This window comes from Lentzea sp. NBC_00516 (genome assembly GCF_036346835.1).
Taxonomy (GTDB): Bacteria; Actinomycetota; Actinomycetes; order Mycobacteriales; family Pseudonocardiaceae; genus Lentzea; species Lentzea sokolovensis.
Genome location: NZ_CP107840.1, coordinates 4,681,135 through 4,702,219 on the forward strand (window position 1 = coordinate 4,681,135; position 21,085 = coordinate 4,702,219).

Sequence of the window (21,085 nt, forward strand, 5' to 3'; positions counted from 1 at the left end):
CCGATCCACGAATTCGTTGCAGCATTCACCCGATTGCGGGCGAAGAATTATCCGCAGCTCTCCTGCGACCAGTCCGCGGTCGCGTTGCCGCCGTCCGCGCGCACCACTTTGACCTGCAGGCAAAGGGGTTGCGCGCCTTCCACGTCCACCTGCGGCTCCTTCGCGACGCCGCTGCGGGCGTCGTCGGAAGTGCGCCAGGAGAACGTGTCCGTCGCCTGCTGGGCCGAATAATTCCAAGTGAACCGGACAGTTTTCGCGTCCAGTCTCGTCGCGGTGATCGCGGGCCTGCCGGGCGGTGCGTTGTCCGCGCCCGCGTTCTGGCCGGAACCGTCGTCGGCGACGGTGCTCACCGCCGGTCCGTTGCCCGGCTTTTCCTGACCGGACAACAGGAACACGCCCACCCCCACGATCGCGACCGTCGCCAGCGCGCCGGCCGCGTAGTGGGGCCAGCGCAGGCGGACCGGCTGATCAGGCTGCGGCGGCGGTGCCTCGTGGATCGTCCGCGGCGGCGGAATCTCCTTGCGCACCACGGTGTGCGGCGCCGAACTCGCCGGAAGCGGAGACGTGAACATCTTGCGTTGCGTCGGCGGCGCGACCGGCGGTGGGGGCGGCACGAACGCGGGGGCGGCGGGTGCCGGTTGCCTGCGGGGTGCCACGGCGGGCATCAGCACCAGCGCGGTCTCGCCGTACCGTTGCGCCTTCTGGATTCGCTGCAGTCCGAGGGCCAGCTTCAGCGCAGACAGCGGCCGTTCCTCCGGCTCCGTCGCCATGGCGGCCAGCAGCAACCGCCGCAGGTCCTCCGGCGCGGGCAGCGCGGACGGCAACCAGCCGGACACGATCCGCCGGTCGACGGCCTCGATCGAGTTGTCGGTGCCGGGCGGCATGAACGGCGAGTGCCCCACGATCAGGTGCCACAACGTCGCCCCGAGCGAGAACACCTCCGTCAGGACAGCGTTCTTCTCCTTGGCGGCGCCGGTGAGCAGTTCCGGGGCCGACCACGGCACGGACAGCATCACCTGGCGTTCCGCGTCGTTCTCTGCGAAACGGCCGGCGATGCCGAAGTCGGTGAGACACGGCTTGCCGTACTCGTTCATGAGCACGTTCGCGGGTTTGATGTCGCGGTGCAGGATCCGGCGTTCGTGCGCGGTCTCGACGGCGCACGCGATCTGCACCCCGATGTCGAGCACGTCCCCGACCGGCAACGGCGCCGCGGCCGAGAGCTTCGCGAGATCGCCGCCGGGGCAGTACTCCATGACCAGGAACGGACGTCCGTCGGCCGCCGTGTCCGTGTCGTAGACCGTGGCGACGTTCTGGTGGTTGCCCAGTTCCGCCATCGACTCGCCCTCGGCGATGAACCGCTCCCGCAGATCGTCGGACAGTCCGGTCGCCTTGGGCACCTTCACCGCGACGTCGCGCTTGAGCTTGTGGTGGTAGTAGCGGTACACCATCGCGAACCCGCCGCCGCCGATGTCGCCGCGGTACTCGAAGTGCGGGATGGCCGGAGGTCCCAGGGTCATCCGCTCACCTCGAAGACGAAGAAGAACTGGTCGCCGAGCGTCACGCGGGTGCCCGGATAGAGGATCTCGTCGATGTGCGGGGCGAGCTTCTCCGGCGGGCAGCCCGGCCGCGAGATGCTGGTGCCGTTCATCGAACCGAGGTCGCGCACCAGCACGTCCCAGTTCGCCGGCCGGATCTCCACGTGCGTCCGGGAGATCTCCGTGTCGTTCTCCCTGCCGACCTGAACGAGGTTCACGCCGCCGCGGTCACCGCTGGGATCACGGCCCATCACGACGTTGCGGTCGAGCGAGATCGTGTCTCCAGTGGACAGTCGCAGCAACCCGAGCACCGGCACGGGCAACATCGCGGCGACCTGCTCCGGCAGCGGAACCTCGCACACCCGGCAGTACACGGCGTAGTCCGAGCTGAGGTGACCCGCCGGGCACTTCCTCGCCCGCACCAGACCCGTTCTGGTGCCCTGCAGCATCTGGGTGTCGTTGGGGGACATCATGGTCGTGCGCAGCACCGTCTCCGTGACGGGCTGCCGGGCCGGAACCGGTGGCGCGGGGGTGGCTGCCGGGGTGTTCTGGGGCGCCCAGTCGAACGACTGGATCACGCCGGTGACCTGGGTGATCTGAGTTGACGTCGGCGGCGGCGCGGGTTGCTCACGCACGACGGTCAGCTCGACCGCTTCTTCCTGCTGCACAACGATGTGCTCGACCGGCACGGGCACCGGCTGCGGCACCGGCACGGACTGCGGCACCGGCTGCGGCGCGGTGTCGGAAACCGCGACCAGAAGCTCGTTCGCGAGCACCACTCCAGCGCGCACCGGCAGCCCGGGCCCGCTCACCCCGGCCACGACGCGCAACCGTGCGACGTCGTCGAGGTTGCGGTCGACCCACGTCCCCACGCCCGCCGCGGTGATCTCCTCGACGGCACCGGCCGCGTTCATGACCTGCAGCCGCGCCTCACCTCGCACCACCGCACGGTTCGCGGTCAGCAGCGCGAAGCCGCTCACCGCGCGAAAACCCTCGAGGACGATCGCGGAAAGCACCTCGTCGAGCGGCTCGTCCGACCGCACCAACTCCCAGCACCGGCGCACGAGAGCGGATTCGGGCGCCACGGCCAACAGGAGCCACGTGCGCTCCCCCACCACCGCGACCCACGTGCCCGGCACGTACTCGACCTCGGTCATCTCGGGCTCCGAGGTGCCGTGTCACAGCTGGACGTCTCCGCCACGACCAGGTGGTCGACCACGAGCGCGGTCACGTTGTCGCGCGCCTGAGCCGCCACCGCACGATCCACCAGCACGGCCGCCGCGTCCTTCGCGTCGGCGTGCAGCCGGAGAACCTCTTCGATCTCGTCGTCGGCGAGCTCGTTCGTCAGCCCGTCCGTGCAGATCACGAACCGCTCTCCGACGCGCGGCGGGAACAACCACAGGTCAGGGTCTCCGATGCCGGCTTTGCCGAGCACGCGGGTGACGACGTTGCGGCGCGGGTAGTTCCTGGCCTCGTCTGCGGTCAGCAGGCCCGCCGTGACGAGTTCCTGCGCCTCGGAGTGGTCGACGGTGAGCTGCGTCAGCCCCGCGCCGTCGAACCGGTAGACCCGCGAGTCACCGATGTTGAACACGACCCAGTGCGGCCGCTCGGACAGCGTGACGAGCGCGAGTCCCGCGACCGTCGTCATGCCACCGTGGTCGGCCTCTTCCAGCGTCCTGCCCGCGACGGACAGCGCGGCACGCACGTCCTCCGGCCCAGGCACGTCCTGCTGGTCCAGGTCCCGCAGGCACGCGACGAGCAACGCGCTCGCGACCTCTCCGGCCGCGTGCCCGCCCACGCCGTCGGCGACCGCGAAGACCTGCCTGCCCGCGATCGCGCTGTCCTCGTTGACTTCCCGCACCACACCGGGATGCGTGGCGACGCCCGCCAGCACCGCGCTCACCGCACCACCTCCGCTCCGCCGTTCGGACCTCTCATCGCTCGGCGTTCACGAAGCGTTATGCGGAATCAGGGACAAAAAGTGGCCAGGGAGAATCGGAAACGTCCGGGCCGCGAGCAGCGATGCACTCGTCGGACGGAGCTCAGACGATCTTCGGCCACACCAGGGTGGCGGACCCCCAGGTGAACCCGCCGCCGAACGCGGTGAGCAGCACCTTCTCCCCCGCGTGGATCTCGTCGCGAGCCACGGCGTCGGCCAGCGCGAGCGGGATGGAGGCAGCGCCGGTGTTGCCCACGCGGCTGATGTTGCCGAGGACCTTGTCGTCCGAAATGGACAGTCGCTGTCCCACCAGGGAGAGGATCCTGGCGTTGGCCTGATGGGCGACGACGCGGTCGATCTCCGCTGTGGTCCAGCCCACGTTCTTCAGTGCGGCAAGGGAAGATTCAGTCATTCGAGTGACCGCGTGCTGGAAGACCTCACGCCCGCTCATCCGGAAATGGCAGTCCGTGGGCCCGTACCGCCCCGGCTCCGCCCGTCCGCGCGCACCCCCGCCGGGCACGGTGATGAGGTCATGACCCGCACCGTCGCTGCCGAGGTCGAACCCCAGCACCTCGCCCGCCTCACCGGACTCGCCCGCGCGCAGGAGCACCGCACCGGCCCCGTCACCGAACACCACACCGGCGCCTCGGTCGTCCGGCGAGATCAACGTCGAGTAGACGTCCGCCGCCACCAGCAGCACCCGCCGCGCGATGCCGGCCGCGATCATCCCGCTCGCCGTGGCCAGCCCGTACACGAAGCCGGTGCAGACCGCGGACACGTCGAAAGCGGCCACGCCGCCCAGCCCCAGCCGCGTGGCCAGCACAGGAGCCATCCCCGGCATCGGGTGGTCCGGCGTCGAGGTGGCCACCAGCACCGCGTCCACGTCACCGGCCGGGCTCTTCGCCAGCACCGCCCGCGCCGCGGCCAGCGCGAGATCCCCCGTCGAGGTGCCCTCGTCGACCCAGTGCCGGGTGCCGATCCCGGTGCGCCTGCGAACCCAGACATCGTTCGTGTCCCAGTGCGCCGGAAGGTCCTCATTGGACACGACCCGTGGCGGCACGATTCCGGCCACGGCCTCCAGCACCGGTACCGGGCGATGCGTGTGCTCACTCACCGTGCGTCCTCTTTCTCACAGCCTCAAAGGGGGAATGAGATTGAACGTACAGGGCGGGAGCGCGATGTCCTTTCCCATCTACGAGACGGAGTTGTTCCGTTGAAAGGACTTCAGCGACCTGGACCGGTCCAGGTCGACCGAGGGGGCGGGGGGTGATCCCGCCCCCTGAACGGCCTCAGACGTGGGCGGCCGCGACGTCGACGATCCACGTGACGCCGAACCGGTCGGCCAGCATGCCGAAAGCGGGCGACCACTGCGCGGGGCCGAACTTCTCGATCACCGTCGCGCCCTCGGCGAGCCGTTCCCAGACCGGCGCGACCTCGTCGACGCTCTCGCCACGCACGGACAGGAAGAACGGTTCCTCGGTGACCGTGGTGCCGTTCACCCGGTGGGTCGTGGGCTCGCCGGGCGCGACCGGCTCGCCGGATCCGGGCACGTCATAGGCCATGACGCGGAAGCCGTTCTCGCCGACGACCTCGCCGAACACCACGTTCTTGGCGCCGGGTACCTCGGCGGGCATGCCGAAGTCGGCGTACGTCATGACGGTGATTTGCCCGCCGAACACCGAGCGGTAGAACTCCAGCGCCTCCCTTGCCTGGCCGCGGAAGTTCAGGTGGGTAACTGCGTTGAGTGACATGAGAGGGACTCTGTCAGCAGTAGCGGACAGGGAACGTCCGCTACTTGTGCGAGGCTGACCGCATGCCGATCGCCGCCTCGACGACCACGTCCGGTCGCCTGCTGTCGTTGCTGTCCATGCTGCAGGTCCGCCGCGACTGGCCGGGCGGCCTGCTGGCGGAGCGCCTGGGTGTGAGCGAACGCACGGTGCGCCGCGACGTCGACCGGCTGCGTGAGCTCGGCTACCTCGTCCACGCGGTGAAGGGCCCCGACGGCGGGTACCGGCTCGAAGCGGGCACTCAGGTGCCCCCGCTGCTGTTCGACGAGGACCAGGCCGTCGCGCTCGCCGTGGCGCTGCGGATCGCCGTCGGCACCGGCGCGGGCATCGAGGAGGCCGCCGCACGGGCGTTGGCGACCGTCCGCCAGGTCATGCCGTCCCGCCTGCGTCAGCGCATCGACGCGCTGGAGATCGAACCGGCCGGTCGCGGCCCTCAGGTGGACACCGGCCTCCTGCTCGCGCTGAGCACCGCCGTCCGGGCCTGCGAGGAACTGCGGTTCGACTACGCCGCCCCGGGCCGCCCGGACACGCCGGGGCCGCCGCGCCGCGTCCAGCCGCACCACCTCGTGGTCCGGGCGGGCCGCTGGTACCTGGTCGGGTGGAGTCCGGAACGCGAGGACTGGCGGACGTACCGGGCCGACCGCATGACGCTCCGCACCCCCAACGGCCCGCGCTTCCAGCCGCGCGAGGTGCCGGGAGGTGACGTCGCCGCGTTCCTGTCCGCCCGGTTCAAGGGCTCCGACACCGACGCCTGGCCCTGCCGCGGCGAGGTGATCCTCGACCTGCCGCTCGCCGAAGTGGCCCCGTTCACCGGCGGCGACACGGCCGAGGAGGCCGGCACCCGGACCAGGCTGCTGACCGGCGCGTGGTCGTGGGCCGCGCTCGCCGCGAAGCTGGCCCACTTCGACGCCGACGTCGAGGTGGTCGGCCCGCCCGCCCTGCGCGACGCGTTCGCCGACCTGTCCCGCCGCGCCGCCAGGGCAGCGCTCAGCCCTTGACGTCCACGCTGACCTCCGTCAGCGGCGTGCTGGTGCAGGCGAGCACCTGCCCGGCGGCTTTCTGCTGCACGGTGAGGCAGTTGGGTTCCTGCTGCGAGACCTTGCCGCCCAGCAGCTTCACGACGCACTCGCCGCAACTGCCGACGGTGCAGGAGTACGGCATCGGCAGACCGGCCGCGAGCCCCGCGTCCAGCAGGGTCTGACCGGGCTCGACCACCGCCGCGCCAACGGGTTGCCCGCCGTCCTCGACGCGCATCCGTTGCGGTGTGTCGGAAACGACCGCCGCGGACGGTCCACTGGCGTAACGCTCGACGAGAACGTGCTCGCCGGGGACGCCCAGTTCGTTCAGCGCCTGCCGAACGGTGTCCATCAACGGTTCCGGTCCGCAGACGTAGAACCTGGGGCCGGGCAACGCAAGGGCGGTGATCCACTTTTGCACGCCGGCGGCGTCCAGGCGCCCTTCCCGGGACGTCAGCACGTGCGTCACCGAGAAACGGCCGGGGTGTCGCTCGCCCAGCCTGGTCAGCTCGGCGTCGAAGATGGTCTCCTCGACACCGCGATTGCTGTACAGGAGCGCGATTCGACCCGTGCCGGATGTGCTGAGAAGCGTGCGGATCATGCTCATCATCGGCGTGACACCGCTGCCCGCCGCGATGAGCACCACACCGTCGCCGGAATCCTCTGGCAGGTGGAACGCGCCTGACGGGCCACGCACGAACAGCCTGTCGCCGACCGCGAGACCGTGGACGTGGGTCGAGAACCGTCCACTTTCGACCTGCTTGACCGTGACCTCCAATCGCGACGAACCAGGTGCCGAAGACGCCGAGTAGGGCCTGCGCACCCGGCGGCCGTCGACATCGGCCACCAGCGTGAAGAACTGGCCGGGCTTGAAGTCGAACGGCTTCCCGTCCTCCAGCACCACCGTGACCGCGCTCGGCGTCTCGCGGCGCACCCCGACGACACGCACCTCCCGCAACGGGTCCTGCGCGGCGGCACGGGGCCGGAGGCTCGCGATCTCGTAGCCCTCCTTGCGCAGGCCGGAGCGGTAGGCCAGGTTCATCACCGCCCGCAGCCACTTCTCCGGGATCAGCCGCGTGATCCCGAGCAGCCTGCTGCCCGTGTTGGCGGCCAGGTGCCGGCCCGCCAGCGCCATCAGGTCCGGCACGTCGCGATCGACGTCCGCGGTCCACATCCGCGCCCGCGCAACGGCGTCGCTCACGACCAGCTCGGCGGTCTCGACGTCGATGAGCAACGCGGCGTGCGGCGGCGTTCCGTGCAGCGCCAACGGTTCCAGGTGCGCGGGATCGACGGTGATCCTCCCCCGGCCGCGGACCTGCAGCACACCGGTCCGTCCCGGGACCAGCGCGGCGAACGAGAGCCGGTCGTCCTGCAGCAGGTTGTGCAACGAGTCGGCGCGTTTGTTGCCCTTGCGGTCCGCCATCAAGAGCGTGCGGCCGTCCACGATCCGCACGACCGCTCCTCTGTCACCGCGCGGACTGGTGTCGCTCCCACTCGTCGAGTCCCATGTGGACAGAACCAGGAACGGTGCCGCCACGAGGAAGTCCGCGACACCGGCCTGCGCGAGCGGACCGTCGCTGATCTCGGGGGCCGGCTCCGCCGGTGCGGGTGGTTGCCACAACCCGGAACGCAGGACGGCCTGCGCGCAGTGCACGTACACCTCCTCGACGTCGAAGGTCACCTCGGCGCCAGCACGCGCGACCCCGTTGACCCGCAACGTCTCCCCCACGCCCGGCAGCAGGAAGACCAGCGACCCCGGCCCGTCGGCGACGGATCCGTTCACCGGAAAGGAGATCCGCGTCGGCGAGTGCACCCGCGCGAACCCGGGCCTGCCGCCGACGAACGTCGTGGCCGCGCCCTCCGCGTCCCGGTACCCGAACCCCGCGATCGGACTGCGGGTGAGCACCTCCACGCATCCCTCGTCGAGTGCCTTGAGCTGCTTCAACACGACCATCGACGCGGGCCGTCCGACCACCGCCTCGACCTCGTCCACTGTCGTGAGCAGACGACTGTCTTCCAGCTTGTTTTCCCAGCTCATACCACTATTATGAGCTTTTGCTCACGTCTTGAATACTCGCTTTTGCCGCCCCTCGAGGAGACCGTCATGCCGTCGGCCCACCGCGACATCGACCCACGTCGGAAGCCTCGACAGGTTCGTGCGGAACTCACCAGGGACCGCATCCTCACCGCGGCTGCTCACGTTTTCGCGGAGCACGGCTACGCGGCGGGCACCACGAACCGCATCGCCGAACGGGCACGCGTCTCGATCGGTTCGCTGTACCAGTACTTCCCGAACAAGGACGCGATCCTCGCCGAGCTTCTGGTGCGCCACGTGGACCGCGGCACGTGGACGGGAACCGAAGAGCTCGACCTGGCACCGGGAACCCTGGAACCGGTCGTGCGGGCCCTGGTCCGCGACGCGATCGACAACCACCGCGACGACCCCCAGCTGCTCCGGATCATGGTCGAGGAAGGCCAGTTCTCGCAGGAGCTGCGCGACACGATCACCCGGCACGGCGCTCAGCGCGTCGCCCAGGTCCGCGACCTGTTCGCCCGGCACCCCGACGTCCGGGTGCACGACCTGGACACCGCGGTCGACCTCATCGTGTTCACAGTGGAGCTCAACACCCACCGGTTTGCCGCGTCCCCGCAGACGACCCCGGTCGAGACGTTCGAGAACGAGCTCGTGCACATGGTCACCCGCTACCTGCGCGGCGACTAGAAGACCAGGCGCGGACCTGGTCGATCGCGGTCAGCGGCGGAACGGCCTGCGCGGATCACGGGTCGACGGGTCGTCGAAGGGCGTGAACCACGCGGGCGCGGTGTAGTCGCCCATCCGCAGGTACCTGTTCTGCTCGTCGTCCGGATCCTCGATGCCGTCCCGGCTGGGATCGAACAGCTCGAGAATGTCGTTGTCCTGGAAGAGGACTTCCCTCAGCAGGTCCCAGTCGAGATCGTCGGTGTGCTTCGGAAGTGCGCTGAAATCGTTCTCCAGGCCCGACCAGCCGTCGTCGACCGCGTCACTCGCGTGGCTCAGCATGAGGTGCAGCGCCATCTCCTCCGCCGCACAACACGGTTGCGGCACCCGCCCCGCCGCCAGATCCTCGGCAAGATCGTCGAACGACCGCGCCGCCTGACGACGCCAGATCGCGTTCTGCCTCCACGTGATCCGCGGGAACTCGTCGAACAGCGACCACTGCGCGGTCGTCGTCACCGGATCATCGCCGTACTCGATCACGTCGTCGTACGCGTGATCGGCGAGCAGCCCCGCCATGTTCCACAACACAGCCGCCGTACGCGATGTCACCTGAATCCCGGCACACCGCCCGCACGACGGCAGCCCGCACGCGCACACCTCGAACAACGCGGCGAAATCAGGCAACACCGGTCGCGAATGACCGTTCGTCTCGACCGAGTACTCCGCACCGCCGACCTCGACACCGTCGACGTCCACGACGGCGTCCAGGTCGAGAAGGAGCGACAGCGCGGCGGCCGAGTCCCCTGCGACGACATCACGTTCAGCGGCACGCAGTTGTTCCTGCGCTTCCTCGGAGTCCTCGTCCAGCGCGAACACCATTCCGCCGATGTGCGCCAGCGCCGCCCGCTCCAGCGCCGCCGGGTCGGCCACGTCCACCTCGAACTCCGCGGTGACCTTCAGCCTGCACCCGGCGACAGCGTCGTCATCGACCATGTGACGCAGCTTAGGACCGACGCCTTTCCCCCAGCGTCGATTTCGATCCCGTTCCGCCGATCAGTGCTTCCGCACAAGAGAGTGGAGCTCCGTCAGCAGTTTCTCCGCCGCCATCGCCCAGGTCCGCTTGACGGCCATCTCCTCGCGGAGCGCCCGCGCCGCCGCGAACGCCGGCTTCGGGTTGTTCAGCAGAGCCGACAGCGCGTCGCCCCACCGCAGGGAGTCCACCTTCTCGTCGTCGGTCACGGGGATCAGGCGGTTCGTGAGCTCGACGGAGAGATCACCGCGTTCCTCGTCGAGCAGGGCTCCCAGACCGCTGCGCCTGCTCACCAGCGTCGGCACCCCGGTGGTGATCGCTTCCAGACCGACCAGGCCGAAGCCCTCCGCCCGTGAGGGCATGGCCACGACCGTCGACTGGTAGAGGTCCTGCGCCAGGGTCGCCGCGTCGGCGGAGTACGGGCGGGGCACAACACGTAACGGCACCGCGCCCGCCCACTTCCGCACCTGCTCGACCAGCGCAGTTCCGTCCCTGTCGAGCACGCCGCGCAGAACGAGTTCCACGTCGGGATCGTGCGCTCCCCGGTGCGCCAGCGCGTGCCCGAGCGCACGGGCGATCAGGTCCACGCCCTTGAGCCTGGCCTCGCGAAGGCTGAGCCTGCCCACCAACAGGACGCGCACCGTGTCACTCGGTGGCGGCTGCTCCGCAGCCCTTCCCGACGTGTCGAACCCCGGATCCAGGCGATGCGGTTCCCTGCCGGTCGTGCCCCGCAGACGGTCACGCAGGTAGTGGTGCAGCACGGGGCCGACACCGACGGCGAGTTCGGCGCGTTCCGCGATGACGAGCTCGGCCTTCCAGCGCTGATCCGCCTTCGCCACCCCGTCCTCGCCGTCGCCGTGTTCCTTCACCTGTTCGACCCGGTCCGAGATCACGTGGCAGAAGTGCACGAGTTTGGCGTCGCGGAAGTGGTCCTCCACGAGCCACATGGCGGGCTCCCCCGTCTGACGGCCGTGCCCGATCACCACGTCCGGAACGACACCGTCGGGAAACCGCGGGGGACGGGACAGCGCGCTCACCGGTGGGCCCAGCGCGGGTGGCGGGTGGACCAGGTGAACGCCGAGCGACTCGGCGTGAGCACGTTCGTCCTCCGTCGCACCGGGGACGGAGCAGTAGACATCGGCGCCCCGCGCTGCGAGCGCGGCGCAGAGCTCCCGGTTCAGCGTGCTCAGGCCACCGTTGCCGGACGACCACTCGGTGTTGACGCTCAGCAGCGTCAAGCGCCGCGGCGAGACGTTCACGCGCGGCGTGGCGCTGACCGCCGGCTTGGGCTCGGGACCCATCGTGGTGACCGCCTTGACCCGCAGGCGTACGGCGTCGTCCATGGCACCGACCTCCTCGAACAACGCGATGGCTGCGGCTCGGTGAGCGTTCGACTCGACGAGGTTCCCCGACGCTGCGGCCGCCTCGCTGATTCCTTCGAAAGCCACCGCCTCCTCCCGCGGCGCCTTGCCGAAGCGGGCACGCTGGATCGCCTCGTAGAAGGTCTCGGTCGCCGCCTCGGTCCGCCCTCTGACGAGCTGCACCCGGCCGAGGTGGGACAGCAGCTGTGCGATGTCGCCGTCGCGGAAGTCCAGCTCCACGAAGGATTCGAGCGCCTGCAGGAAACGTTCCTCGGACTCTTTCCACATGCCGAGCCGGAACTTGCACCGGGCGATGAGATCCAGGGCGATCGCCGCGTTGAACTTCTGGTCGTGACGCAGGTAGAAGGCCCATGCCGTCTTGCTGAGGCCCAGAGCGACCTCGAAGTCCTCGCTGTCGTAGGCGAGCCACGACTGATTCGCGACGACGTTGTTCTCGCCGTACACGTCGTCCGCAGCGAGGAACTCCGCCCTGGCCCGCGTGTACAACCGCATCGCCTCTTCCGGCTTGTTCAGCTGGCTGTGCGCGAGGCCGAGACCGTTCAGGGTCACGCCGGTGGCCTGGTGGCTCCCGACGCGCGTGGCCGAGTCGAGCGCGATCGCCGAACACGACGCCATGAGTTCCCACTGCTTGCTGGCGTAGAAGTACTCGCGCAGGTGGTGGGCGAACTGCCAGCACTCGTTGTGGTGTTCCCGCGCGTTCATGTCCACCACGAACGGCAGGAAGTTGTCGACTTCGAGGTCCATCCACAGCTTGGTCGACAGCGCGTCGGGGAACTGCGGACTGATCACGGCCGTGGCCGGCGGATCCAGCGGGAGCCGGTAGCGGTTCTCGTTCGCCCGCGTGTTCGCCGCGGCCGCGGTGTGCAGGACGTAGTCGTACAGTCGCCGCCGACCGGCGGAGGCCTCGGCGGAGGAGATGAACCCGCCCGACGGGCTGCGCAGATGATCACGCAGCATGTCGTGCAGCCGGTAGGCGTTGTGCGAGTGACGTTCGAGCATGCCTGACCGGATCAGGTCGTCGAGCACGTCCTCCGCGAGGGCGGGGCTGATTCCCGCCAGCGCGCCCGCCGCGTACGCGTCCACCCTCGGTCCGGGATGCAGCGCGAGCAGGGACAGCATCGCCTGGTGCGACTCGGACAAGGTCGCGCAGGACGCGGCGAAGACCGCCGTCACACTTCGTTCGCCGTCGTCGAGTTCACGCAGCCGCGCCGACTGGTCGGTCAGCCGCGCGACCACGTCTTCCAGGCGCCGGACCGGGTTGTCGCGAAACCTGGAGGCGACGATGCACACGGCCAGCGGCAGTTCGTAACACAACCTGGTGATCTCGGCGATCTGCGCGGGGTCACCGCGGTCGTCCGAACCGGGCACCATCTGCGCCACCAGGCGGAACAGTTCCCCCGCGTCCGCCGGCGCCAGCTCGCGCACGTGCCTGATGAGCGTGGAACCCAGCGAGGTGAGTGGCTTTCTGCTGGTCACGACCACGGCGGACCGGCCGTTCGACGGCAGCAGGTGCGACACCTGTTCGGCACTGCTGACGTTGTCGAGGATCAGCAGGACCCTGCGGTTCGCGAGCTTCTGCCTCAGCAGCGCCCCACGCTCGCCGGTGCTCTTGGACACCAGCAGTTCACCGGGCACGCCCAGCCTCCGCAGCACCCGTGACAGCGCCTCGTCCTGCGTGACGGGCTGGTTGTCCTGTTGGTAGCCCTGCAGGTCCAGGTAGAGCTGACCGTCCGGGTAGTCCTCACGCAGCAGTCCCGCGACCCACAGCGCGATCGCCGTCTTCCCCACGCCGGGCATGCCGTGGAACAGGCACACCCGCGCCGTGTGGGTGTCGCCGGCGCGTAGATGCCGCATCACCGCACCGGCCTCGGCCTCCCTGCCGATCAGCCTGGGCGGCGCGCTGGGCAGGTCGGACACGAGCACGGTTTCCGCACGCCTGGCGCTGACGGCACGCGCCGCCGCGGCCTGCGCGAGCTCGTCGCCCGTCCCGAAGACCCGGTCACAGGCCGCGGCGAACGCGGTGGTGGGCGGTGAATGTCCCTGCTCCACCCTGCTGACCTGGGCCTTGCTGTAGTGGATCAGGTCTCCGAGCGCTTTCGTGGAAAGTTCGCGAGCGATGCGCAGTTCGCGCACTCTGGCGCCGAAGGTCTTCGAGTCGTCCACAGCGCCTCCTCACGAACGTTCGTTTGCCGCGCCACCTGCAATGATCGGGCACGAACACGCGGTGTCAGCGGCCGGCTACGTTCCACACCGTTTCAAACCGGGTTTGTAACGCTGTGGAACGCCGTTCTGGCACCGTCCACGATGGACTGCTGATACCAATGAGGACCCTCGACCGCGACAGTGCCAGGGACGACGACGTCGTCTTCGGAGAGGATCCACCGACTTGCGCGACCCAATGTACGACGTGTTCCTGTCATTCTCCGGCGTAGACCGGTCATCCGGCCGCGAGCTGGCCGAGGAACTGCGCGTCACTCACGGCCTGCGAGTCTTCTTCGACGAGCACAGCATCGAGACCTTCTCCGGCATCAATGACACCATCCTCGACGGCCTGCGCTGTTCCAGGTCCCTGGTCGCCTACTACTCGGAGAAGTACGCGGCCCGCGTGGCATGCCGGCACGAGCTGATGATGGCCTTCCTCGCAGGTCAACGCGAGGGCGACGGCTGCAAGCGGATCATGGTGATCAACCCCGAGCAGACCGAAGAGCACCTGCGCCCGATCGAGCTCGCGGACGCGAAGTACGCCCTGCCAGGGACGGACGTGCAGGCTCTGGCACAGCTGGTCGCCAAGCGCGCCGCCTCTCTCGAAGGCACCATCGGCGCGACCGCACCGAGCTTCCCCGGCAAGTGGCCAGTGCACAGGTCGAAACACCTGAAGAACTTCGCCGGGCGCTACCGCGAGCTCTGGGATCTGCACAGCGCATTGCACGCGACCGGCTTCCCACTGCAGGCGGACACCATCGGCAGCCCGGCCGCCGCCGTGTCCGGCCTGCCGGGCGCGGGCAAGACGGCCCTGGCGACGGCCTACGCCTGGCGATTCGCCGCGGCGTTCCCGGGAGGCGTCGAATGGCTCAGCCTGGCGGGGGCACCGGACGCCACCCCGCACGAGCGTTACCTCGGCGAGCTCCGTCGCATCGCACAGGCCCGGAAACTGCACGACGTGCCCGACGCAGACCTGGTCGAACGTCTCTGCGACAACGAGCAGAGCAGCCTTTGGATCATCGACGACATCCCACCGGACGCGGGCACAGACGTGCTGGAACTCCTGCCGCTGCCCACCGGCACCCACACGCGAACGATCCTGATCAGCGAGGTCGACCAGTTCCGCGACACCCTGCCGGTGGTGAGGGTGGGCCCGCTCCCGGCAGAGGACGCGACCACGCTGCTCGACGTCTACCGCGAACCGGACGACGACCAGGACCGCGCCGCACGCGACCACCTGATCCGCCGGCTGGGACACAACGCGGGAGCCCTCACGGCCATGGGCGACTACCTGCGCGACCGCCAGGGCCTGTCGTCCTACGTGTCCTTCGAGGACGAGCTCGCGGCGTTGCCGGAAGTGGCGGAAGCCGTGTTCGCGCACGTGCACCCCGTCCTGGACCACATGACGACGATCGAGTCGTTGCTCCTGCGAGTCGCCAACGAGTCCGGGACAACCCTCCCGGCCGCGGCGCTCCGAAAGGAACTGCCGGACATCAGCCCCTCGGAGCTCGGCAACGCGCTGAAGTCGCTGCTGCACCGGTTCGTGGCCTCGCGTGAGGGCACCGAGTGGCGGCTGGACCCGTACGTCGTGCACGCCGCGAGCACACCGAGGTCGTGCTCCGGTGATGTGGTTCGGAGGACATCTCAGCCGTTGACCGCGATCCACTCGTTCGCGGTCTTGGCGCACCGCTTGAGAGCCGCCCGTTCGTTGAGGTAGCTGCTCGCCATGCCGACAACCGGCACCTTGCCCACGATCACGTGATGGGCGTGGCCCTTGGGCCGGTTCTCCAGTTCTTCGCGGATGGCCGAGATCATTCGTCCCTGGCGCCACAACAGCTTCGCAGCCGCGGCGACTTCGAACTTCGTGCCCCTCCGCGGTTCCACGGAGTTCCCGGCAACGGCGTCAGCCGCCAGCCGGCCGACCACCTCCTCGTCGTGCTCGTCGTCGCCGTCGCCCGCCGCCATCGCGAGATCGATGTCCCGGCCGAACAAGACCGCCCCCACCAACCGCACCTTCGTGCCGTCGTCATCGATGCCGCGCTCGGACGCCATGGCGCACAACAGAAGTCCCTGCCCTGCCGAGCCGAGCATGTCCTGCAACGGCAACCGCTCGCCGATCACGGGCGCAAGACCGGTGAACGACGTGACCAACGCCGTCAGCCGCCCGACCCTGTTGAACCACCAGTCCGTCCGGTCGTCCACGTCCATCCGCGCCCACGAGTCCGAACCGGGAAACCTCGCCTGCGTCAGCCGGCCCCGCATCTTGCCGAGCACGCCGCCGGCCACCTCGGTCTCACCGACGTCGACCGGTTCTCCCTTCTCCCGCAACCGCTCGATCATCAGCCCGCAGCCCCGGACGAACACCCGGAGAACCGCAGAAACATTCGCGTCAGTAATGGCCTCGGCCATGATTCGCGGCCTCCACAAGGGGTTTGAACCTTCCACCGCCTTACTTCGCCGACCCCGGGACCCGCGTTACCGTTCCACACCAACGAAATAATGGACAACAAACTGGACACGAGAAGGCTGATCAACTGCGGTAACGGAATTCTGAAAGGGTCGATACGCCGTTCATGAACTGGCCGCGGAAGCCGTTGCCCGCGCGGGCAACGGCTGGAGCCTGGTGCGCCTGCTGGACAGGATCTGTGCTGCGTTCTTCTGCGCACCACGTTCCCGTACGACCTGCTCAGGCAGAATCACGGCAACACGACGAACTTGTACCGCAAGGTCGTGTCTGCCGTGCTCAACAGTCCGGACGACGTCTCGGGCGAATTGGCGGAGTTCGGCGGCTGAGATCTGGCAGACGACCGCGCCCATGACAGCCCACCCGCCTCCTTCCACCTCACCGGTCATGACGACGACAAGCTGAGGAACTCCGCGGTGCCGTCCGCGCGCAGCTTCACGATCGGCACAGCCTTGCCCACAGCCGTGCCGTCCTTGTCGAACGACAGCCACCCACTGGCTCCGGGCACGGACATGGTGTCGTGCAGACGGTTTCTCGTCTGGAGGACCTCCTTCGCGCTGACCACACCCGCGGTCTTCCCGCTCGAACGGCGGATCGCGAAGACCGCGGTGAGCACCGAGTCGTAGGCCATGATCGCGGCGGCGTCCTCCAGCGAGTCGTCCGGGAATGCGGTGGGGAAGCAGTACGAACAGATCCGCTCCGCGAAGATGAACGTGGCGTCCTTCTCGAACGCCTTCGGTTCGCGATTCCACGCCTCCGGGTGTGCGAGCGTGGTGAACACGACCTCCACACCGGAATCCAACGCCCTGCGGACGACACCTTCGCCGAAGACGGCGGTGGACACGTCGTCCCCGCTGAGGACGGTGATCCGGTGCTCCTGACAACGACGTCCGGTCAGCTGGGTGACGAACGAGGCGAGGTGCTTGCCTCGGCCCGCGAAGAACACGACCTCCGGCTTGCTGTTGCAGATGTTCGGCATCATCTGCAGGAACGTGTTGTCGACGCTCGGCAGACTGGAGTCGTAGAACTCGGTCTGACCCACGAGCTTGTGGTCCTGGTCGGGGAAGTTGTCCGTGAACGACGTGGCGAGCGTGGCCGGGTAGAGATCCGACCTGCTGTCGTCCTGCACCAGCAATGCCTTGCGCACCTTCGGCTTGATGTAACTGGCGACGGCCTTCGCCTGCCCGGAGTTCGTCGGCGCCATCCGCAGCAGGTTCGGGATCTTCCGCAGGTCGTCCGACGTGACCGTCGAACCCAGCATCAGGATCCCCTGCTCGGACAGCCGATTCATCGCCTTCCGCGCGTTCTCGGTGCTGGTCCCCATCCCGGCGACCGCCACGAGGTGATCGGGCGCGGCCGTCCTGGTCAGGAGTTCGTTGACGACGGGTTCCCACGCCGCGATCTGGCTGCCCGCGTTGGCGATCAGCAACCGGACCAGCGGGAGATCGCCGGCGACGCGGTCGTGGTTGGCGCGGTACTGCGCGAGATAGGCGCCCTGCAGCTGGTGCTTGACCCAGCCCATCGAGACCGAGTCCTTCTCCGTCACCGTCATCTGCGCGAAGAATCCTATTGTGACGTAAGGCTTCCCGGATCCCAGAACGTCCTCGTTCTCGGCGCGGATGCGGCGCTGGACGTCGGCGAGTGCTGGATCGAACTCGTAACTGCCGTCCGTCACCCCAACGCATTCATGATCACGATGCACAACGCCGTCAGCACACGTGCGTGCGGCGTTCAGCACCATCGGTACCGCGACACCGCCGCCGGCGAGGAGCGCGGCGACCGCGATGAAGATCCACGGCGTTTTCCTGCGCCACCAGGGTCTGGGAACGTGCGGGGTGACCAACGTGCTCACAACAAGCCCTTTCGATACGCTTCCGCGCGGTCCTGGAGCGCCAGCGTCCCCGCGCCGTGCACCTGGATCGCGATGTGGTCGAGCGCCGTCGCGATCGTCTGCCGCAATGTCCTGAGTGGATCTGCCAGCGGATCGCCGTACAGCCACTGTGCCGCTACGAGGCGGGACAGTGCCCGGGAGTTCTTGGCGTGCCTGGCCGTTCCGATGAGCTGCTCGACCTGGTCGCGCGGGTCGGCGTCCGCGGTCAGCCGGTTGGGTGCGGCCGTGATCGCGTCCAGGTCCTGGAGCCATTCCCTGCCCGCGTCCTCGTCGAAGAGGACCTCGTCGGCGTCGAGCGGACCGCTCAGATGGGCCACGACGGCCTCGATGTCCCCGAGCGCGAGGCCGTGGTAGAGAGCGTCCACCTGGCTGTCGTGCTTCTCGTGACGCACCCGGCACTGCGTGTGCACCCTGTTCCAGCTGGCCCGGTGATCGGCGGGACGCGCTGCCAGCTGATGCAGCAGAACGCGGCGCAGCCAGGGATTCAGCACGAGGCGCCCGTCCTGCCTGCGCACCCAGAAGTTGTTGACCAGCGGCGCTTTCAGCTCGTGGAGGCCGTAGGACATCTCGGAGCCGAGCACCTTGGTGTCCGCGAGCAGTTCGATGCCCGGCCCCGCGCTGGCGGTGATCAGGTCGTCCCGCTCGGTCAGGCTCCCGAACTCCCGCAACAGGTATTCGGTGCACTCTTCCGCCAGTCCGTCCAGCACCGAGCGCAGATTCGCCGTGGTGGGAGATTCCGGCAGCGCGGAGGCCACGCGCCGCACCGCCCACGGCAGTCCCCCGGTCAGGCGGTGCACGAACGAAGCGTGTGACGCCGCCACCTCCGCGGTGTCCTGCTCGGTGAACTCACCCAGCAGGACCAGGTACCAGTGCGCACTCAACCGTTCGGGATCCGTGCTGTCACCAGCCACCTGGTCAGGACGACGCGGAGGCGAGAGCGTGGTGCCCCGCTCGTCGGCGATTCCCGGCCGCTGCCACCCGTCCCTCCACGACGCGTTCCACTCCCTGCTCGTCGCGACGAACGCGACCGGATCCTCACTCCTGACTCGATGGAGCACTCCCAGAAACGCCTGTCCTGACCGCACATGAGTGTTGTCGAGCAGCACGAGGCAGTTCGCCGACCTGCGAGCGCTGTTGACCCAACCGGCGAAGGCGTACCGGAGATCGGCGAAGAACGCCTTGCCGAACGTCGTGTCCACAGCGTCGTCGTCGACACCGTCACCGATCGCCGTCATGAGATCGCTGAGCACCGACTGCGCGTCACCGGCGCCGGTGGTGCGGAACCGGTTCGACAGCCGCCGTCCCTCCGCCGCCGCGATCAGCTTCACCAGCACGTCCACCGCGCCGCCCAACTCAGGCACGGTGCCCGCCTCGGTCACCCTGCGCGCCAGATCCCCCATCCTCGTGGCGAAACCGACCGTAGGACTGACCTCGTCGATCACCGCGCGCAGCTCGTCACCGACGCGCGCCCCGGCTCCGGTGCCTGTTTTCCTGGCGACGACCGCCGCACACAACGAGACAAGCGGAAACGGCAGCCTGCCGAACTGCGGGCAGTGCCTGCTCAATCCGACGGCCAGCTTCGAGAACACTTCGTGCGGACGGGCATCCGGGTATTTCTCGAAGTCGAGAAGCACCCTGGGCACATGTCCCGTGAAGCTCTCCTCCAGCGCGTTCACCAATGCCGTCTTGCCGGCACCTCTCGGCCCGAGTGCGACCACGACGGGCACCGATCGGCTTTGCCGGTTCGGACGCCGAACCAGCTCATCAACGAACTGACCGATGCCCCTCACTCCGGCGATACGTTTTTCTTTCTCGGCCATGACCCTCTCAATGATTCACTCCAGGTCCGATGAGCGAGAGAGTATGAGCATCTTCTTCTTCAGCTGTAAAGAGCCAAACGAATCCAGATTCCTTGCAGGGCAACGATTTTAGCCAGGGCTCGCGTGGAATACACGCGAGCCGGTGGACGCCGCAGTGGAATACTGGCCAATACAAGGACAGCTCGGGAACGTTCGGTAGCCGAGGTGACCCCTCTCAGTGATTCACCCGATCGCCGCCGCGTTCCCTGGTAACCACGGACGACGAAACCGCGACTCCTAGTGCATCGTGTGAACCGAGGAGCCGCTATGGAGCCCGTTGTGCTGGAATCATTGCCCGACGAGGTCGTCGCGAGCCTGGAAATCCGTGATGCCTGGCGCCGCAAGCTGTCCGAGTCCGGCGAGGGTCTCGAGTTCATCGTCTCCGATCTCACCCGCTGGCCTCTCGGCGAGGCGGTACGCGTGGCGTTCCTCGACGGTGACAAATCCCTGCACCAGGACATCGCCGAAGCGACGAAGCAGATCACCGACTCCTGCAATCTCACCCTCGATTTCGGCCTCACCGACGGCGAATACCGCAGGTGGACCGAGAGCGACACGTCCTACGCCGCGGAGATCCGCGTCAGTTTCGACCAGCGCGGCTACTTCTCCCTGGTCGGCACCGACAGCACCGACCGCACAGTCGGCGCACCGGGTCTGCCGGTGGGCGGCCGCCCAGATCAGCGCAGCCTCAACCTCGGCGGCTTCACCACCTCCCGTCCGACCAAGTGGGAGGGCACCGTGCGCCACGAATTCATGCACGCGCTCGGCTTCCACCACGCACACCAGAACATGCGTGGCCCGTGCGCGGCCGAGTTCCGATGGGACGACGACTCCGGCTACCAGCCGACCCGGGACCCGCGAGGCACGTACGTCCCGGACACGGCCGGCCGCCGGCCGGGCGTCTACACCTACCTGGCGGGCGCACCGAACTTCTGGTCCCGTGCCAAGGTCGACCACAACCTGCGCACCGACAACGACCCCGAGCTGGTGCTGGGCCCGTTCGACCGCGCGTCGGTGATGCTCTACGTCTTCGCGGACTTCTTCTACAAGAACGCGCCGAGTCCCTGCTCGCCAACGGGAAACGGCATCGACCTGTCCCCAGTGGACAAACGCGGTCTCCGCCTGCTGTACCCGCAGACCGCGCGGCAACTCGCAGACCGCGCCAACCAGTCGTTGTCCGCCATGGGGGCGGGCAACGAGGCCGCCGTGGACAGCACCGACTATCAGGCGCGGGTCATCGAGCTCCTCACCGGCATGGCCGGGGTACGAGCCTGAAGGGCAG

General features: G+C 68.5%; 15 protein-coding genes. 4 read left to right on the forward strand and 11 right to left on the reverse strand.

Annotated features, from left to right (window positions below):
* Nucleotides 1-47: 47 nt before the first annotated feature.
* The 5 genes from OG205_RS20290 to OG205_RS20310 all read right to left on the reverse strand — a co-directional run bounded on the left by OG205_RS20290 (nucleotide 48) and on the right by OG205_RS20310 (nucleotide 5,225).
* Nucleotides 48-1,517: a serine/threonine-protein kinase gene (locus OG205_RS20290; RefSeq protein ID WP_330277803.1), complete on the reverse strand. Its 1,470-nt coding sequence runs from the start codon at nucleotides 1,515-1,517 to the stop codon at nucleotides 48-50.
* The gene (locus tag OG205_RS20295) at nucleotides 1,514-2,692 is read right to left on the reverse strand and encodes an FHA domain-containing protein (protein ID WP_330277804.1); all 1,179 of its coding nucleotides are present in this window, start codon (nucleotides 2,690-2,692) and stop codon (nucleotides 1,514-1,516) included. The genes OG205_RS20290 and OG205_RS20295 overlap by 4 nt, the downstream gene beginning before the upstream one ends.
* Nucleotides 2,689-3,438 (reverse strand): PP2C family protein-serine/threonine phosphatase, encoded by a 750-nt coding sequence (locus OG205_RS20300; RefSeq protein ID WP_330277805.1) that lies wholly within the window; start codon nucleotides 3,436-3,438, stop codon nucleotides 2,689-2,691. Before OG205_RS20300 ends, OG205_RS20295 begins: the two co-directional genes overlap by 4 nt.
* A gap of 139 nt (nucleotides 3,439-3,577) precedes the next feature.
* Nucleotides 3,578-4,588, reverse strand: a complete 1,011-nt coding sequence (locus OG205_RS20305) for a beta-ketoacyl-ACP synthase III (protein ID WP_330277806.1) — start codon at nucleotides 4,586-4,588, stop codon at nucleotides 3,578-3,580.
* 175 nt (nucleotides 4,589-4,763) lie between these two features.
* Nucleotides 4,764-5,225, reverse strand: coding sequence for a VOC family protein (locus OG205_RS20310; protein WP_330277807.1), 462 nt, complete (start codon nucleotides 5,223-5,225; stop codon nucleotides 4,764-4,766).
* Between the two features lie 62 nt (nucleotides 5,226-5,287).
* Between OG205_RS20310 and OG205_RS20315 the strand changes: the two genes are divergently transcribed.
* Nucleotides 5,288-6,259: a helix-turn-helix transcriptional regulator gene (locus OG205_RS20315; protein WP_330277808.1), complete on the forward strand. Its 972-nt coding sequence runs from the start codon at nucleotides 5,288-5,290 to the stop codon at nucleotides 6,257-6,259.
* Here the strand turns inward: OG205_RS20315 and OG205_RS20320 are convergent.
* A complete protein-coding gene (locus tag OG205_RS20320) occupies nucleotides 6,249-8,315 on the reverse strand; it encodes a 2Fe-2S iron-sulfur cluster-binding protein (protein ID WP_330277809.1) in 2,067 nt (688 codons plus the stop codon). The genes OG205_RS20315 and OG205_RS20320 overlap by 11 nt on opposite strands.
* A 66-nt stretch (nucleotides 8,316-8,381) precedes the next feature.
* Here OG205_RS20320 and OG205_RS20325 point away from each other — a divergent pair, with 66 nt between their 5' ends.
* A complete protein-coding gene (locus tag OG205_RS20325; RefSeq protein WP_330277810.1) occupies nucleotides 8,382-8,999 on the forward strand; it encodes a TetR/AcrR family transcriptional regulator in 618 nt (205 codons plus the stop codon).
* A 30-nt stretch (nucleotides 9,000-9,029) separates the two neighbouring features.
* Here the strand turns inward: OG205_RS20325 and OG205_RS20330 are convergent, their stop codons facing one another.
* Nucleotides 9,030-9,968, reverse strand: a complete 939-nt coding sequence (locus tag OG205_RS20330; protein WP_330277811.1) for a hypothetical protein — start codon at nucleotides 9,966-9,968, stop codon at nucleotides 9,030-9,032.
* Between the two features lie 60 nt (nucleotides 9,969-10,028).
* Nucleotides 10,029-13,550 (reverse strand): helix-turn-helix domain-containing protein, encoded by a 3,522-nt coding sequence (locus OG205_RS20335; protein WP_330277812.1) that lies wholly within the window; start codon nucleotides 13,548-13,550, stop codon nucleotides 10,029-10,031.
* A gap of 223 nt (nucleotides 13,551-13,773) precedes the next feature.
* Here OG205_RS20335 and OG205_RS20340 point away from each other — a divergent pair, with 223 nt between their 5' ends.
* Complete coding sequence (locus tag OG205_RS20340; RefSeq protein WP_330277813.1) at nucleotides 13,774-15,306, forward strand: TIR domain-containing protein; 1,533 nt, start codon at nucleotides 13,774-13,776, stop codon at nucleotides 15,304-15,306.
* Here the strand turns inward: OG205_RS20340 and OG205_RS20345 are convergent.
* The 3 genes from OG205_RS20345 to OG205_RS20355 all read right to left on the reverse strand — a co-directional run bounded on the left by OG205_RS20345 (nucleotide 15,234) and on the right by OG205_RS20355 (nucleotide 19,662).
* Complete coding sequence (locus tag OG205_RS20345) at nucleotides 15,234-15,998, reverse strand: hypothetical protein (protein WP_330277814.1); 765 nt, start codon at nucleotides 15,996-15,998, stop codon at nucleotides 15,234-15,236. The two genes, OG205_RS20340 and OG205_RS20345, sit on opposite strands and share 73 nt — an antisense overlap.
* 440 nt (nucleotides 15,999-16,438) lie before the next feature.
* On the reverse strand, nucleotides 16,439-17,905 hold the full coding sequence (locus tag OG205_RS20350) for an ABC transporter substrate-binding protein (RefSeq protein ID WP_330277815.1): 1,467 nt from the start codon (nucleotides 17,903-17,905) through the stop codon (nucleotides 16,439-16,441).
* Complete coding sequence (locus OG205_RS20355; protein WP_330277816.1) at nucleotides 17,902-19,662, reverse strand: hypothetical protein; 1,761 nt, start codon at nucleotides 19,660-19,662, stop codon at nucleotides 17,902-17,904. Before OG205_RS20355 ends, OG205_RS20350 begins: the two co-directional genes overlap by 4 nt.
* Nucleotides 19,663-20,070: 408 nt before the next feature.
* Between OG205_RS20355 and OG205_RS20360 the strand changes: the two genes are divergently transcribed.
* The gene (locus tag OG205_RS20360; RefSeq protein ID WP_330277817.1) at nucleotides 20,071-21,078 is read left to right on the forward strand and encodes a hypothetical protein; all 1,008 of its coding nucleotides are present in this window, start codon (nucleotides 20,071-20,073) and stop codon (nucleotides 21,076-21,078) included.
* Nucleotides 21,079-21,085 lie beyond the last annotated feature (7 nt).